Source organism: Pseudomonas taeanensis MS-3 (genome assembly GCF_000498575.2).
GTDB classification, from domain to species: domain Bacteria; phylum Pseudomonadota; class Gammaproteobacteria; order Pseudomonadales; family Pseudomonadaceae; genus Aquipseudomonas; species Aquipseudomonas taeanensis.
On record NZ_AWSQ01000011.1, the window covers coordinates 1 to 14,247 of the forward strand.

The 14,247-nt window shown below is 58.6% G+C and carries 15 protein-coding genes and 1 pseudogene; 12 read left to right on the plus strand and 4 right to left on the minus strand.

Translation table 11 applies throughout. The features are described from left to right. From TMS3_RS23490 to TMS3_RS23500, 3 genes and pseudogenes are all read left to right on the plus strand, one after another. A pseudogene (locus tag TMS3_RS23490) lies at window positions 1-211 on the plus strand (hypothetical protein); the annotation flags it as partial. Continuing rightward, complete coding sequence (locus TMS3_RS23495; RefSeq protein WP_029866589.1) at window positions 211-906, plus strand: RES family NAD+ phosphorylase; 696 nt, start codon at window positions 211-213, stop codon at window positions 904-906. The pseudogene TMS3_RS23490 and the gene TMS3_RS23495, both read left to right, overlap by 1 nt. 226 nt (window positions 907-1,132) lie before the next feature. Then, complete coding sequence (locus tag TMS3_RS23500; RefSeq protein WP_025167743.1) at window positions 1,133-2,086, plus strand: hypothetical protein; 954 nt, start codon at window positions 1,133-1,135, stop codon at window positions 2,084-2,086. Here the strand turns inward: TMS3_RS23500 and TMS3_RS25230 are convergent. The 4 genes from TMS3_RS25230 to TMS3_RS23510 form a co-directional block, all read right to left on the minus strand. Beyond that, window positions 2,053-2,265, minus strand: a complete 213-nt coding sequence (locus TMS3_RS25230) for a hypothetical protein (RefSeq protein ID WP_152985564.1) — start codon at window positions 2,263-2,265, stop codon at window positions 2,053-2,055. The two genes, TMS3_RS23500 and TMS3_RS25230, sit on opposite strands and share 34 nt — an antisense overlap. A gap of 208 nt (window positions 2,266-2,473) precedes the next feature. After that, the gene (locus TMS3_RS23505) at window positions 2,474-3,694 is read right to left on the minus strand and encodes a PDDEXK-like family protein (RefSeq protein ID WP_025167744.1); all 1,221 of its coding nucleotides are present in this window, start codon (window positions 3,692-3,694) and stop codon (window positions 2,474-2,476) included. A 214-nt stretch (window positions 3,695-3,908) separates the two neighbouring features. Beyond that, a complete protein-coding gene (locus tag TMS3_RS24840) occupies window positions 3,909-4,475 on the minus strand; it encodes a hypothetical protein (protein WP_083491832.1) in 567 nt (188 codons plus the stop codon). A 221-nt stretch (window positions 4,476-4,696) separates the two neighbouring features. Further along, window positions 4,697-5,317: a tyrosine-type recombinase/integrase gene (locus tag TMS3_RS23510; RefSeq protein ID WP_025167745.1), complete on the minus strand. Its 621-nt coding sequence runs from the start codon at window positions 5,315-5,317 to the stop codon at window positions 4,697-4,699. A 328-nt stretch (window positions 5,318-5,645) separates the two neighbouring features. On the opposite strand from TMS3_RS23510, the gene TMS3_RS23515 reads away from it, so the two are divergent. From TMS3_RS23515 to trbL, 9 genes are read left to right on the plus strand one after another with little or no spacing between them, the layout of a single operon-like run. Continuing rightward, window positions 5,646-7,637: a conjugal transfer protein TraG gene (locus tag TMS3_RS23515; RefSeq protein ID WP_025167746.1), complete on the plus strand. Its 1,992-nt coding sequence runs from the start codon at window positions 5,646-5,648 to the stop codon at window positions 7,635-7,637. Beyond that, window positions 7,634-8,086 carry a ribbon-helix-helix domain-containing protein gene (locus TMS3_RS23520; RefSeq protein WP_025167747.1) on the plus strand — a complete coding sequence of 151 codons (453 nt, stop codon included), beginning with the start codon at window positions 7,634-7,636 and terminating at the stop codon, window positions 8,084-8,086. The genes TMS3_RS23515 and TMS3_RS23520 overlap by 4 nt, the downstream gene beginning before the upstream one ends. Then, window positions 8,083-9,090, plus strand: a complete 1,008-nt coding sequence (gene trbB / locus TMS3_RS23525; protein ID WP_025167748.1) for a P-type conjugative transfer ATPase TrbB — start codon at window positions 8,083-8,085, stop codon at window positions 9,088-9,090. The genes TMS3_RS23520 and trbB overlap by 4 nt, the downstream gene beginning before the upstream one ends. Then, window positions 9,087-9,428 (plus strand): TrbC/VirB2 family protein, encoded by a 342-nt coding sequence (locus TMS3_RS23530; protein WP_025167749.1) that lies wholly within the window; start codon window positions 9,087-9,089, stop codon window positions 9,426-9,428. Before trbB ends, TMS3_RS23530 begins: the two co-directional genes overlap by 4 nt. After that, window positions 9,425-9,697, plus strand: coding sequence for a VirB3 family type IV secretion system protein (locus TMS3_RS23535; protein ID WP_025167750.1), 273 nt, complete (start codon window positions 9,425-9,427; stop codon window positions 9,695-9,697). The genes TMS3_RS23530 and TMS3_RS23535 overlap by 4 nt, the downstream gene beginning before the upstream one ends. A gap of 10 nt (window positions 9,698-9,707) precedes the next feature. Then, window positions 9,708-12,137, plus strand: coding sequence for a conjugal transfer protein TrbE (gene trbE / locus TMS3_RS23540; protein ID WP_025167751.1), 2,430 nt, complete (start codon window positions 9,708-9,710; stop codon window positions 12,135-12,137). Beyond that, window positions 12,134-12,868 carry a P-type conjugative transfer protein TrbJ gene (trbJ, locus tag TMS3_RS23545; RefSeq protein ID WP_025167752.1) on the plus strand — a complete coding sequence of 245 codons (735 nt, stop codon included), beginning with the start codon at window positions 12,134-12,136 and terminating at the stop codon, window positions 12,866-12,868. The genes trbE and trbJ overlap by 4 nt, the downstream gene beginning before the upstream one ends. A gap of 14 nt (window positions 12,869-12,882) precedes the next feature. Further along, window positions 12,883-13,074 (plus strand): hypothetical protein, encoded by a 192-nt coding sequence (locus TMS3_RS23550; protein WP_025167753.1) that lies wholly within the window; start codon window positions 12,883-12,885, stop codon window positions 13,072-13,074. Then, window positions 13,071-14,246 carry a P-type conjugative transfer protein TrbL gene (gene trbL, locus TMS3_RS23555; protein ID WP_025167754.1) on the plus strand — a complete coding sequence of 392 codons (1,176 nt, stop codon included), beginning with the start codon at window positions 13,071-13,073 and terminating at the stop codon, window positions 14,244-14,246. The genes TMS3_RS23550 and trbL overlap by 4 nt, the downstream gene beginning before the upstream one ends. Window position 14,247 lies beyond the last annotated feature (1 nt).

Sequence of the window (14,247 nt, forward strand, 5' to 3'; positions counted from 1 at the left end):
GATGCAGCGCATCAGCCTCGTACTGAATATCCACGCGGCACTGCGCCTGGTGTTCGACAACCCCGAAAACGTTTATGGCTTCCCCTCGATGGAGAACCGCAACGAATTCTTCAACGGACGCGCGCCGCTAGACATCATGGCGCAGGGCGACATGATCTCGCTGTACGAGACATTTCGACGAATTGATGCACTGCGGGGTGCTCAGTGGTAATGCTGGGCGACCTTCCCCTCTTGGAAGGTGAACGCCTACAGGCCTACCGCCTGGTCAACTCCAAGTTTCCGCCCATTGCCTTGTTCGATGACGTCGCTGACGCAGCAGACTTCGAAGCCATTTATCAGCTTCAGGCAATGACGAACCCAAGATTGCAGAACGAGCTTGGCCGGCTGGAGTTGATTCCTCGCGACCAGATCCCGTTCGGTATTTCTGGATGTTCCTACGCCACAGCGCCCTTTACCCATGTGAACCCGGCCGGCTCACGCTTCAGCAATGGCAGCTTTGGCGTGCTCTACCTGGCCGACAAGATGGACACCGCGATTGCAGAGGTGCGCCATCACCAGGAGCGCTACTGGTCGAACGTGCCAGACCTCAATTACGAGCGCTTTGTCTTCAGAGGGCTGGCCTGCAGCTTCACTGATGCCGGGATGAGGGACGCTACAGTAGTGCCGCTGTCGGCCCCCATATATGCACCTGACGACTACACCCTTTCTCATCAATTGGGAGGCGATACGAAGCGCGCGGCTTGCCCGGGCTTACGCTACAACTCGGTCCGCTCCCCAGGCAACATCTGTTGGGCGCTGATGACACCAAGGACTGTTGCGTCAATCATCCAAGCTGCTCATTTCGAGATGATTTGGAGCGGACAAATCATCAGCGTCAACCGGATTACAACGCTGATAGCCGAATAATTCCCAGTTCTGAGGATGAACTCGACTATTAGGTAGGAGGCAGCCTCCCGTCACGAACTGCCGATCACGATCACAACCGGCAAAGATCGGCCAAAAGTGGACGGCCAACATGCAACTACCGGCAGACATCATCTCGATTCACGTCGACGCAGCCAGGAGTGGCTCGACCTCTCTAATGGTGATTTGATACCTTTGGGTTTAGTAGATCTGTGGAAAATGGAACATCATGAAGAGTTTACCTGCCAGCGTTGTTTGCATGCTTATAGTATTGCTTGTGGGCTCTGTAGCCATGGCCGACACTCCAAAGAAATCAATCGAGCGCTTTGATCGAAATACAGGGGAGCTTTATTGGGATCTTGATGGTGAAGTAAGGCTTAAGTACATCCCTTATTGTCGAGCGGTCAGCAGTGACTCCGACACGGTTCATGAACTTATGCTTAAGCTAGACCCATTCTCTATTCTGAATGAGTGGGATACACCTTACATAGTAAGTTGCGAGAAAAGAGGGTTGCTAGTCACCTATAGGTTGCGTGAAGATGAACTGTTTCCCGGAGCCTACAGCAAAGGAATAGCCATCAATGGCAAAACCCTCGAATATTATTCTGAGTACAACTCAATTCTTAAGCACCATGCAAACTCAGATAATTATCAAAAAATCTATGCTGCGTTGCAAGATCAGAAGCTCATAATCGCCGCAGTGTATAGGGATAGGTATTTCGAGGGTATAGACCCCATTACTGGGAATCGGAAAAATCCAGAAGTCGAAGTCATAATCGATGCATCTAGCCTTGATGAGGCGGATGAAGTCAGCGCTAATCTTGCGGCAATAGAAGCCAAACAGTGGAATGATAAAATCTATCATGGGTATTTGGTTGTACTATTTTTAGACGCCGCATTATTGTCTTTTTTGGTATTTGGATTTTTTTTGATCCGGCGCTGGATTCTGCGCAGCTCAAAAACCCCCTTCGGAAAAATATCCACCTGCAAGGCAGGAATTAAGTCAATTACCATCGACTTATTAAATATAATAAAGCCAAAGAGATCGACGATTATAAAGACAGACAACCTCAAGTCTTATTCGGTTGCTGACGAACTGCTCAAGTGGATGCAATTGAAGGAGGCCGGTATTGTGTCTGAAGAAGAGTTTCAAGAAGCTCGTAAGAAAATAATGAGCAAATAAAATGGCTTTACCCCAATAAAATATCCGCGCAATGCGGTTATTACTGAAAAATTTGATTCTGGCATCGCTGCCGAAATTGAGGTATCTGCAATGGCTGCGTACGAAAGAAAGATGACGTTCTCGCCGGCTGCTGGCCTCATCGCGGCTTGCTTCCTGCCGATGGCGTTGATCCCACTCATTGATTTTTCCGTTTTTTCTGCGTTTGGTTCGGCAATGCTTCTCTGGTTGAAAATATGTCTATTGCCGCCCCTTCTATGGGTGTTGTTGGTGTTTACGATTGCGCCATTCCTTCTGTTTTTTCGCAGTCTTCGCCCATCTGCCGTTCAGCAGCAGCAAATGGGACGGATCTATTTACAGTGCAGACCGGCAGCTTCCGACCCGTTGCGGTCACTCAACAATGTCTACGACATGCAAGAAGGTCTCACTCACTATCGGTGCTGAGCTCTGCTGGTTGAGAGCCTGGCATATCCCACTCACATACTCCCTTACTCTGTTAAGGGTTAGATTAATGCCAACCTCATCAAGATCGTTACCATCTTGCAGAATGCATCGTTCATTGTCATTGATAGGGTTTGCCGAGATGTAGTAATGACCATCCCATGAACGGACTGGCCGGGCTATATTGAATGCCGCCGGAAAAGTGTCTGCCATAGTCTTGAGGTGATCTTTAATTGTGAACGGGAACACCCCTAACCAAGTATGCTTGTAAACCTTGACCCAAAGATGTTCTGGCCAGGACTTTAAGCGAAAATCCAGGTCACACTTAACTATCACTTTGCGATCTTCACGATAGTTTGATCGAACCTCTATTTCAGATGCCCAGTCTACGAACATGCTGTCATTTCTTAATCGTTCTTCTATCGTAGCGAAGGCCATCCGTATTTTCCTGTCTACGCAGTATTCATAGGCTTTAGCCATATGCCGGCATGCTTCTTCGTGTTTGCTAAATAGCTCCCAGCAAAGTGCGTTGATTTCGCTATTTCCTGACATATACCTTTCCACATGACCGATGAATTGATTAATGAAGATGGCTGCGGCAGGGCGGGCTGAAGCCGAACTACCCCGTAGCAGTGACGATATCTGCCCGTATGACATACAGTAGACCGGAACTTGGGACTCAAAATTGATTGTTTCTGGCGGCCGCCCAGACGGTGTCAAAAATACTAGGCCGTGGTGATAACTTGGATATCTATTAAGCAATGTCTCTTGATAACGTTCGATCTGCTGGGGCTGCTCTCCTGCCCAGATTTTGTTTTCAATCGCTATGACTAACCTCGCTGCTGGAAACTCGACAACTAAATCGATGCTTTCCAGCTCCCTAGATATCCTCGAATCCGCACCAAATGCCGCAGCAAGGTTCTCTTGAAGAAGAGCAGGGCCAAATACTTCGAGGTCAGTAAGAGAACCCAGGAGCGCATTGATGAATGCATCTTGGAGGCCGTGTGGCTCATTCTTATTCAGAAGGTTGGCCAAGATGTTCGAGTGTACGAGCTCCTTGCTTCGAACACCCATGACCTTGAAAAGATCAAATTCTTTGGAGTAGGCACTGAGTTCCGCCAACTCCGACGAGGACGCTAGCGCTTGGAACATTGACTGCGAGGTATTCACTTTCTAAAGTCCTTACGTTGGATTGAAGCCAATGAAATTATTTTTCCGAGATATGTAAACCATTTAATAATGGCCAACCAGGTTCGTAAAAATATCCACGAGGACTCCATTACGTATATTCAGAGGGAAGGCAGTAACCACTTCGCCCCGTCACCTTCGCTTTATGGTGCCTGTTACTTTGGAGCCATAATTACGTTGCAAATTTCAATACTTATCAGTGACTGATCTGGCGAGAAACAGCAGGTGCAAGGACTTTGCCTGCTGTTTCTAGTATTTCTATCAATCCAAAATCAGCAGATCTATCAACTACCTCGATAGCTTCAGCATGATCGTGCACCAGCACAGAAAGGCCTAACGATCTTAAATCTTCAAGACCTTTTAGAGCGGCCTCGCGTCGGGCCGCCTCAAAGGCAAATGGCAACGTGATCGCTACACACACCTCAAGTCCTAGAAATATCGCTATTTGCGCAATAACTGGCACTGCCCCAGTTCCTGTAGCTCCGCCGAAGCCTGCTAAAAGAACCAACTGCCGTGAGCCTTGCATGAGTGAACACAGCGCCTCTCGCGACTCTTCGGCTGCCTGCATTCCTTGATTCGGCGTAAATGCTCCGTTTCCGCCACAGAGCAGAGGTCCGAGCAACAGTCGTTCAGTAATGCCGGAATTTTCAAGGCCTTTACAGTCAGTATTGATAGCGACGATACGTCCGTTGACTAGAGCATGAACATGACGAGCAATATCACATCCAGCACCGCCAACCCCGACTACAAGCACATCATCCATAACGCCATCTCCGTTAGTTAATACTCAAAACGTACACTACCATTGCGATAGATTGGATCGCAGGTAAATGTAGGCAAACTCTTGGGAGCTGGGCAGGATCAAGCAGCGAAGCACAGACCACAGACCACAGACCACAGACCACAGACCACAAGGGATTATCAGATTGACCGGCCGATTCTGGCCGTTAGCGACGGCTTGACTTCGACCGTCGCTATGCATGGTCAAACCTCGGTCTGTTCCGCCATCGCCAGGGCATCATCGACCTCAATCCCCAGATATCGAACGGTGCTCTCCAGCTTCGTATGGCCGAGCAGCAGTTGAACCGCCCGCAGGTTCTTCGTCCTGCGATAAATCAGTGATGCCTTCGTTCGTCTCATTGTGTGAGTGCCATACATGGCTGGATCAAGGCCAATGGCTTTCACCCAGTCTTTGACGATACGAGCGTATTGACGAGTGGATAGATGGTCTGAGGTATGCAGCCGGCTCGGAAAAAGGTAGTCCTCGCTGCGTAGCTGGGCTTGATGTATCCAGGTCGCGAGAGCAGACCGTGTTTGCTCAGTGATTTCGAACTGCACTGGCCGCTGCGTTTTCTGCTGCATAACCATGGCTCGCGATGACACGTGCTCACCATGAGCAACGTCGCGCACACGAAGCTTGGTTAAGTCGCAGGCTCTAAGCTTGCTGTCGATGGCCAGATTGAAGAGAGCCAGATCCCGGGTTCTTTCTGCAATTTGAAGTCTTACTCGGATGGCCCAGATATCTCTCAGCCGGAGCGGGGTTTTCTGCCCGACCAATTTTCCTTTGTTCCAGGGCTGACAACTGCAGGTAGCGATGATGTTCATGGCAAGTCCTCCACGTGTGGGAGGACAAGGATGGCTAGCCAGAGCAGTGGTCGCTAACTGGCCATCTCTGCCGTGCGTACCTGGTAGCTTATGGTCAGATGGGCATTTTCGGCAGTGCCCCACCTCTAAATAATTGCAAGGATGGCCCCATACACGTTACGCCCTGCCCTGCAGTTCTCCTCTGCTCCATTCCATAGCCGGAACTGTTGCCAACCCGCACAAGATTACCCACCCAAACGGTCTTTGACCCCTTCTCCACCTTTGCCGAATCTCTTGCACGCGGCACATCTGCGTGCCGTGCATTTTGCCGGAGAGGTTGGGTTCAGGGATGCAAGCGACAACGGTGCTGTACGGTCAGGTGCTGGCGGTTTTGGCCGTCACCCTGTCAGGTGTATGGAGCGCTACCCAATGGACGGCTGCGGCGCTTGACTACCAAGTTCGCTTGGGTGCCCCGTGGTTCGAATTGCTCGGCACACCCATCTACCACCCTTGGCGGCTGTTTGAGTGGTGGTTCTTCTTCGATGCCTATGCGCCTGACATCTTCAACTTCGGCGGAGCCATCGCTGCAGGCAGCAGCCTCCTGGCTGTGCTGGTGGCAATCAGCATGGCCATCTGGCGCGCCCGCCAGGCGCAACGGGTTACCACCTACGGCTCGGCGCGCTGGGCCGATACGAATGAGGTGCGCAAGGCCGGGCTAACTGGAGCGGCAGGCGTTTTCCTCGGTCTCTTGGATGAGCAGTACCTGCGCCATGAAGGCCCCGAACATGTTCTGGCATTTGCCCCAACACGCTCGGGCAAGGGCGTTGGTCTGGTGGTGCCCACCCTGCTCTCCTGGCCGGCCTCTGCGGTTATCCACGACATCAAGGGCGAGAACTGGAGCCTGACTGCTGGCTGGCGCTCGCGCTTCTCGCACTGCCTTCTGTTCAATCCCACTGACCCGGCTTCGGCAGCCTACAACCCATTGCTGGAAGTACGCCGCGGCACCCATGAGGTGCGCGACGTACAGAACATCGCCGACATCCTGGTCGACCCGGAAGGTGCCCTGGAAAAACGTAACCACTGGGAGAAGACCAGCCATGCGCTGCTGGTCGGTGCCATTCTGCACGTGCTCTACGCCAGCGACGACAAGACCCTTCGCGGGGTCGCCAACTTCCTCTCAGACCCGGCCTGCACATTCGAGCTGACCCTGCACCGGATGATGGCCACACTTCATCTCGGTGAAACGCCTCACCCGGTTGTGGCATCCGCTGCCCGCGAGGTACTCAACAAGAGCGAGAACGAGCGCTCGGGTGTGCTGTCCACGGCCATGTCCTTCCTTGGCCTGTACCGCGACCCCACAGTGGCCAGCGTGACCGAGCGCTGCGACTGGCGGATCGCCGACCTGATCTCGGCAAAACACCCTGTCTCGCTGTACCTGGTGGTGCCGCCCTCCGACATCAGCCGCACCAAGCCACTCATCCGCCTGATCCTCAATCAGGTCGGGCGTCGCCTGACCGAATCCCTGGACGGTGCCGACGGCATCGAACGCAGGCACAAGTTGCTGCTGATGCTCGACGAGTTCCCCGCGCTGGGTCGGCTGGATTTCTTCGAATCGGCCCTGGCCTTTATGGCCGGCTACGGGCTACGCGCCTTCCTGATCTCACAGTCGCTCAACCAGATCGACAAGGCCTATGGCCAGAACCACTCGATCCTCGACAACTGCCACGTGCGGGTGACCTTCGCCACCAACGATGAACGCACCGCCAAGCGCATCTCCGAGACGCTTGGCACCGCCACCGAATTGCGCGCGCAACGCAACTACGCCGGCCACAGGCTGGCTCCCTGGCTGGGGCATCTGATGGTGTCGCGCCAGGAGACCGCACGCCCTCTGCTGACGCCGGGCGAGGTGATGCAACTGCCCACCGACGAATCGGTGGTGATGCTCTCCGGCCATGCACCGATCAGGGCGAAGAAGCTGCGTTACTTCACCGACACCAATTTCCAGCGTCGTGTGCTGCCGGCCCCGCAGCTGCTACCTGGGGAGTACGCCGATGCGCCAGCGACCCGGGCTGATGATTGGAGTGCCCTGGCCCTGCCGACAGCTGTTTCCGTTCCGCGTGCAGAATCCCAGGACGGCGAAGACCTCGACGACGGCGGCCCACGTCGCCAGCCCGAACTGACGGAAATCGCTGACCTGCCGGATCCCGATGACCCGACCAGCGACCTGTTTCTCCTCGACGAGGACGACGCCCCTACGCCCTTCCCCTCCCAGCTCGATCCGCGACTGCAGCGCGCGGCCCGACTGGCCGCCCTCGACCCTGACGACGGAATTGCCCTATGAGCCGAGCCCGCCTGAACCTGTTCATCCAACCGGAGCACGCCAAACGCCTGAACGAACTGGCGATCAAGAAAGGTGTGTCGAAGTCCTCGATCATTGCCGCAGCGCTCGCCTCCTGGCTATCGCCGGATTCCGGGGACCAGCGTGAGGCGGCCATTGCCAAGCGCCTGGATCGATTGTCTCGCCAGTTCGAACGACTGGAGCGCGATCAGAATATTCTGATCGAGACCATGGCGCTCTATGTGCGCTACTACCTTACGGTCAGCACGCCGGTGCCCGAGGCACACCAGGACGCCGCACGATCTCAAGGCAAGCTGCGCTTCGCCCAGTTCATCGAGCAACTGGGCCGCCACCTGCAGCGCGGACGCAGCCTGGTAAGGGACGTACAAGAGGAGATCCAGCCTGACGCCCAGTGGCTGGATAGCTCCGAAGCCTCGGGAGAGCAGCCATGACCGGCGCCCCGCACGCAACCCTGGCGGCGACCGCTACCGCCCTGGATCGCCGCACCCGCATGCTGCGCACGGCAATGGGCCCGCTGATCGCCTCTGCGCTGGAAGACCCCGACGTGGTGGAGGTCATGCTCAACCCCGATGGAAAGCTCTGGCTCGACCGCCTCTCCAGCGGCCGGTCTTCGCTGGGCGCGCTTTCAGCCGACGACGGCGAGCGCATTATCCGCTTGGCCGCTGCGCATATTGGTGCCGAGGTGCACCGTGGCAAGCCGCTACTAAGCGCCGAACTGCCGGAAACCGGTGAGCGCTTCGAAGGATTACTCCCACCCATCGTATCTGGACCGACCTTCGCACTGCGTAAACGCGCCATGAGCGTTATACGGCTGACCCAATACGTGGCAGACGGAATTCTCACGCCAGCACAAGCCGACTATCTGCGAGAAGCAGTACTCAGTCGGCAGAACATCCTCGTGGCCGGCGGGACCAGCACCGGCAAGACCACCCTGGCCAATGCCCTGCTCGCTGAAGTGTCCAGTACGGGGGACCGCGTTCTGGTGCTAGAGGACACGGTCGAGTTGCAGTGCTGCGCACACGACCATGTTGCCTTGCGAACCCATTGCGGTGTGGTGTCCATGGCCGATCTGGTGCGCACTACCCTGCGCCTGCGCCCCGACCGTGTGGTCGTCGGCGAGGTGCGCGGCGGCGAAGCGCTGGACCTGGTCAAGGTCTGGGGCACCGGCCACCCAGGCGGTATTGCCACCGTCCACGCCGGCTCCGCCCATGGCGCGCTGTTGCGCCTGGAGCAACTGATTCTCGAGGTCGCCATGACCGCCCCCCGGGCGTTGATCGCCGAGGCGGTCAACCTGGTGGTTTTTCTCGCAGGGCGCGGCCGCGCCCGCCATGTCCAGCAAATCGCTCGCGTCGTCGGACACGACGAACACGGCTACCGGCTCGAGCCCACCGATCCCGCTCAAGCCCTGCCCACCGCCTCTGGAGAACAGCAATGACCGCCGCCTTTGCCCTGCCCATCCACCGTCGCCTGACTGCTCGTACGCTGGCAGTGGGCGCGCTTTTGCTGGGCGTTGCCTTGCCGGCTTTCGCGGCCGGCTCCGGGATGCCCTGGGAGGGACCGTTGCAGTCGATTCTCGACTCCGTGCAAGGCCCGGTGGCGCGGATCATGGCGGTGATCATCATTATTGTCACCGGCCTGACCCTGGCCTTCGGCGACACCAGTGGCGGCTTTCGCAAGCTGATCCAGATCGTCTTCGGGCTGTCCATTGCCTTCGCCGCGTCTTCATTTTTCCTGAGCTTCTTCAGCTTTGCCGGCGGAGCGATGATCGCATGACTATCGATAGCGATTTCATCGCCGGCTTCGAGGTGCCGCTGCACCGCTCACTGGCCGAGCCGATCCTGCTCGGCGGAGCGCCGCGTAACGTGGCCATCCTCAACGGCACCTTGGCCGCCGTAGTCGGGCTGGGTCTGCAACTGTGGATACCGGGCTTGGTGCTCTGGCTGGTCGGCCACTCGCTGGCAGTCTGGGGTGCCCGGCTGGATCCACAGTTCCTGCAGGTCTTCGCTCGGCACATCAAACATCGCCCCTTGCTTGACGTATGAGGGGGACGCCATGCTGAATCTAGCCGAATATCGCCACCGCCCTGCGCAACTCGCCGACTGGTTGCCCTGGGCCGGACTGGTCGCCCCTGGGGTCGTACTCAACAAAGACGGCTCGTTCCAGCGCACCCTGCGCTTTCGCGGGCCAGACCTGGACAGCGCCACTCCGGGCGAGTTGGCAGCCACCTCTGCGCGCTTGAATAACGCCCTACGTCGCCTTGGTTCGGGCTGGGCCCTGTTCATCGAGGCTGAACGCCTGACCGCTGCCGGTTACCCGGCAAGCACGTTTCCCGAGCCGCTGTCCTGGCTGGTTGACGAAGAGCGCCGCGCCACCTTCGAAGCGCAAGGCAGCCACTTCGAGAGCGCCTATCACCTAACGCTGCTCTACTTGCCACACGAGGAATCACGCTCGCGTGCTGCTGGGTTGCTTTACGAGCACAAGACGCAGCGCGGCGTCGACTGGCGCGAGAGACTGGCCGCCTTCATGGCAGAGACGGCACGCCTGCACGACCTGCTCGAGGGGGTGATGCCAGAAGTCACTTGGCTCGACGACAGCCAGACGCTGACGTACCTGCACGCCACAGTGTCGACTCACAGGCAGCGCGTTGCTGTTCCTGAAGTACCCTTCCACCTGGACGCCCTACTTGCCGACTGCCCGCTGAGCACAGGCCTGGCACCCAGACTGGGCGAGCAGCACCTGCGCGTGGTCTCGGTGCGTGGTTTCCCAACCTCGACCTGGCCCGGCCTGCTGGATGACCTGAACCGACTGGGTATCGCCTATCGCTGGTCAACCCGCTTCATCTGCATGGACAAGGACGAGGCGGAAAAGGAACTGGTGCGCCTACGGCGGCAGTGGTTCGCCAAGCGCAAGGGTGTCCTGGCCCTGCTGCGCGAGACCCTCTTTCAGCAGGAAAGCCCGCTGGTCGACAGCGACGCCTCGAACAAGGCCAGCGACGCCGATGCGGCCCTGCAGGAACTCGGAGCCGATCAGGTCACCTTCGGCTACGTGACCGTGACCGTTACGGTGAGCGACGCCGACGCGCGGGTAGCCGACGAGAAGCTGCGTCTCATCGAGCGGGTGATTCAGGGCCGAGGCTTCGTCACCATCGCTGAAAGCCTCAATGCGGTAGAGGCCTGGCTGTCGTCCATTCCGGGCAACGCCTACGCCAACGTACGCCAGCCGATCATTTCCTCACTCAACCTGGCGCACCTGATGCCATTGTCGGCGGTGTGGGCCGGCCCTGCGCGCAACGCCCACCTCGACGGCCCGCCTCTGGTGGTGACCCGTACCGACGGGGCTACGCCTTTCCGCCTGGTCACCCACGTCGGCGACGTCGGCCACACTCTGGTGGTGGGCCCAACCGGCATGGGCAAGTCGGTATTGCTGGCGACCCTGGCCCTGCAGTTCCGCCGCTACCCCGGCTCACGCCTGTTCATCTTCGACATGGGCCGCTCGCTACGTGCGACGGTCCTAGGATTAGCGGGTGAGCATTACGAGCTGGACGGTGATGGCGACCTGGCCTTCCAGCCCTTGGCGCGCATCGATCAGGACAGCTATCGCACCTGGGCCGCCGAGTGGCTCGAAGGCCGTGTGCTGCATGAGGGCGTTGCCGTCGGCCCGGACCAGAAAGCGGCCCTCTGGACGGCCCTCACTAGCCTGGCCGGTGCGCCTGAGGCGCAGCGCACCCTGACAGGGCTGTGCATGCTGCTGCAGGACAACGCCTTGCGTCAGGCCCTGCAGCCCTATGTGCTGGGTGGTGCTCACGGCAGGCTGCTGGACGCGGACACGGATCGCCTGGGTACAGCCGACGTGCAGTGCTTCGAGATGGAAGAGCTGATGCACAGCAAGGCGGCAGTAGCGGCCGTGCTCGGCTACCTGTTCGCCCGCTTCGAGGCGCGCTTCGACGGGGCTCCTGCCCTGCTGATCCTCGACGAAGCCTGGTTGTTTCTCGACGACCCACTTTTTGCCGCGCGCATCCGCCAGTGGCTCAAGACCCTGCGCAAGAAGAATGTCTCGGTGATCTTCGCCACCCAGTCCCTCGCCGATATCCAGAACTCCAGCATCGCCGCCGCGATCATCGAGAGCTGCGCGAGCCGCATCTTCCTGCCCAACCCTCAGGCCAGTGAGCCGCAGATACGCGGCATCTACCAGGGCTTCGGGCTCAACCACCGGCAGATCGAGATCATCGCCCAAGCCACCCCCAAGCGTGATTACTACTACCAATCGCGCCTGGGCAACCGGCTGTTCGACCTCGACCTGGGCCCGGTGGCACTGGCCTTCACTGCCGCTGCAAGCCCAGCCGAGCAGCGTGAAATCAGCCAGATCCTGCAGGGCTCTGATGCCGCGGGCTTCGCCCCCGCCTGGCTACACCATCGTCAGCTTGGCTGGGCCGCCGACCTGCTTACCGCCCACACCTCACAACGCAAGGAGCAACTGCCATGACGCCTCGCGCCCGCCTTATGCCCATCGCCGTCTTATTAAGCCTAGGTTTGCTGGGGACCCAGCCGGCAACCGCAATGACCGTCATCGACCCGACCAACCTGGTGCAAAACATGCTGACCGCGGTGCGCACCCTGGAGGTGATCAACAACCAGGCCAGCCAACTGCAGAACGAAACACAGATGTTGCTGAACCAGGCCCGCAACCTGGAAACCCTGGACATCAACGTGCTCAATCGGTTGCGCACGACCCTGGCCAGCACCGAACGATTGCTGGCCGAGGCCCAAGGTTTGGCTTTCGACGTACAGCGTCTGGATCAGGAATTTACCCGCCTGTATCCGGCCGAGTACAAGCACTCCGTCAGTGGCGAGCGCATGGCCCAGGACACACGTGCACGCTGGAAGCAGGGACTCGATGGCCTGCACACCGCCATGCGCATGCAAGCCCAGGTGGCGCAGAACCTGACCCAGGACGAGAGCGTGCTGGCCGACCTGGTCGACCGAAGTCAGTCGGCCAGCGGCGCACTGCAGGCCAGCCAAGCCACCAACCAACTGCTGGCCCTGCAGGCCAAGCAGTCGATCCAGGCGCAGCAGTTGCAGATCACCCAGAACCGCGCCATCGCCCTGGAGCTGGCGCGCCAGGCCGCGGCGGTAGAGGAAGCCCGCGAACTGCGGCGGCGCTTTATGGGCAGCGGCACGCCCTACACCCCTCATCCCGTGCAGTTCTATCGGTAGCGGAGGTAGGTGCGATGAAAGCTCCATTGCTGATACCGATTCTGCTCGTATTGTCTGCCTGTGGACGTGACGGCGCACCCGATGAAGCCAGGCAGCCCGCGCCCCTGCATGAGCGCTTTTACTCCGGTTGCGCTCTGCCGGGTGAGTTCCAGACACCCGAAAGCCTGCCAGCCATCCCCGCAAGTTTCGAGGAGGACGTGCAGTGAACGATGTCAGCGTGATCGATCATTTCCTCGATGTGTTCTCGCGCTACATCGACTCGGGTTTCGGCCTGCTCGGCGGCGAGGTGGCTTTTCTCACCCTCACTCTGGTGATGATCGACATGACCCTGGCCGGCCTGTTCTGGGCCATGGGTGGCGAGGACGTTATCAGCAAGCTGATCAAGAAGACCCTCTATGTCGGAGCCTTCGCCTTCATCATCGGCAACTTCAATACCCTGGCCGAGATCATCTTCCGCTCCTTCGCCGGATTGGGCCTGCTTGCCTCAGGATCCGCGCTGACTCAAGCCGAGTTTCTGCAGCCCGGACGGTTGGCGTCCATCGGCATCGAAGCTGGCCGACCAATGCTGGAGCAAATCAGCAACCTCAGCGACTTCCCCAAAGTCTTCGGCAACCTTGACACCATCGTTGTCCTGCTCCTGGCCTGGACTGTGGTGGTGATCAGCTTCTTTATTCTGGCCATCCAGCTGTTCGTCACCCTGATCGAGTTCAAGTTGACCACCCTCGCCGGCTTCGTCCTGGTGCCCTTCGCGCTGTGGAACAAGACCGCCTTTCTCGCTGAGAAGGTGCTGGGCAACGTGGTTTCCTCTGGCATCAAGGTACTGGTGCTGGCGGTGATAGTAGGCATCGGCACCGGTCTGTTTGCCGAGTTCCAGGCGTTGCCGGATGCCCCCTCCATCGATCACGCGCTGGTGGTCATGCTCGCCGCCCTGGCGCTGCTGGGCCTGGGCATTTTCGGCCCCGGCATCGCCACCGGCCTGGTCTCCGGTGCGCCGCAACTGGGGGCCGGCGCTGCCGCCGGCACAGCCCTTGGCGCTGCAGGGATGGCGGCTGGAGCGGCGGCGCTTGCCACAGGTGTCGGCGGTGCCCTGATGGCCGGTGCACGTATGGCTCCGGGCGCAGCGCGCCTGGCCATGGGTGGCGCGCAAACGGCGAACACCGCCTTGCCCCAGGCAACCCAGCCTGCAGGAGCAGTAGGTAGCGCTTCCGCTGCGGGTGCCACGCCAGGCCCGCCCGCCAAGCAACCCGACTGGGCCAAACGCCTGCAGCGCAAGCAACAACTCACCCATGCCGCCACCACAGTTGCCCACACCCTGAGGGGTGGTGATGGCGGCGGCTCATCTCCCGGGCCACAAGCGCGCGACCCGTCGAATTCGTGAA

Bases quoted from the DNA above. Each gene is read 5' to 3' on its own strand.
- TMS3_RS23520 (WP_025167747.1), top strand. From the start codon at position 7,634: ATGAGCCGAGCCCGCCTGAACCTGTTCATCCAACCGGAGCACGCCAAA.
- TMS3_RS23500 (WP_025167743.1), top strand. From the start codon at position 1,133: ATGAAGAGTTTACCTGCCAGCGTTGTTTGCATGCTTATAGTATTGCTT.
- trbE (WP_025167751.1), top strand. From the start codon at position 9,708: ATGCTGAATCTAGCCGAATATCGCCACCGCCCTGCGCAACTCGCCGAC.
- TMS3_RS25230 (WP_152985564.1), bottom strand. From the start codon at position 2,265: ATGAGTGGGATCAACGCCATCGGCAGGAAGCAAGCCGCGATGAGGCCA.
- TMS3_RS23535 (WP_025167750.1), top strand. From the start codon at position 9,425: ATGACTATCGATAGCGATTTCATCGCCGGCTTCGAGGTGCCGCTGCAC.
- TMS3_RS23530 (WP_025167749.1), top strand. From the start codon at position 9,087: ATGACCGCCGCCTTTGCCCTGCCCATCCACCGTCGCCTGACTGCTCGT.
- TMS3_RS23495 (WP_029866589.1), top strand. From the start codon at position 211: ATGCTGGGCGACCTTCCCCTCTTGGAAGGTGAACGCCTACAGGCCTAC.
- TMS3_RS23550 (WP_025167753.1), top strand. From the start codon at position 12,883: ATGAAAGCTCCATTGCTGATACCGATTCTGCTCGTATTGTCTGCCTGT.
- TMS3_RS24840 (WP_083491832.1), bottom strand. From the start codon at position 4,475: ATGGATGATGTGCTTGTAGTCGGGGTTGGCGGTGCTGGATGTGATATT.
- TMS3_RS23515 (WP_025167746.1), top strand. From the start codon at position 5,646: ATGCAAGCGACAACGGTGCTGTACGGTCAGGTGCTGGCGGTTTTGGCC.
- TMS3_RS23510 (WP_025167745.1), bottom strand. From the start codon at position 5,317: ATGAACATCATCGCTACCTGCAGTTGTCAGCCCTGGAACAAAGGAAAA.
- trbB (WP_025167748.1), top strand. From the start codon at position 8,083: ATGACCGGCGCCCCGCACGCAACCCTGGCGGCGACCGCTACCGCCCTG.
- trbJ (WP_025167752.1), top strand. From the start codon at position 12,134: ATGACGCCTCGCGCCCGCCTTATGCCCATCGCCGTCTTATTAAGCCTA.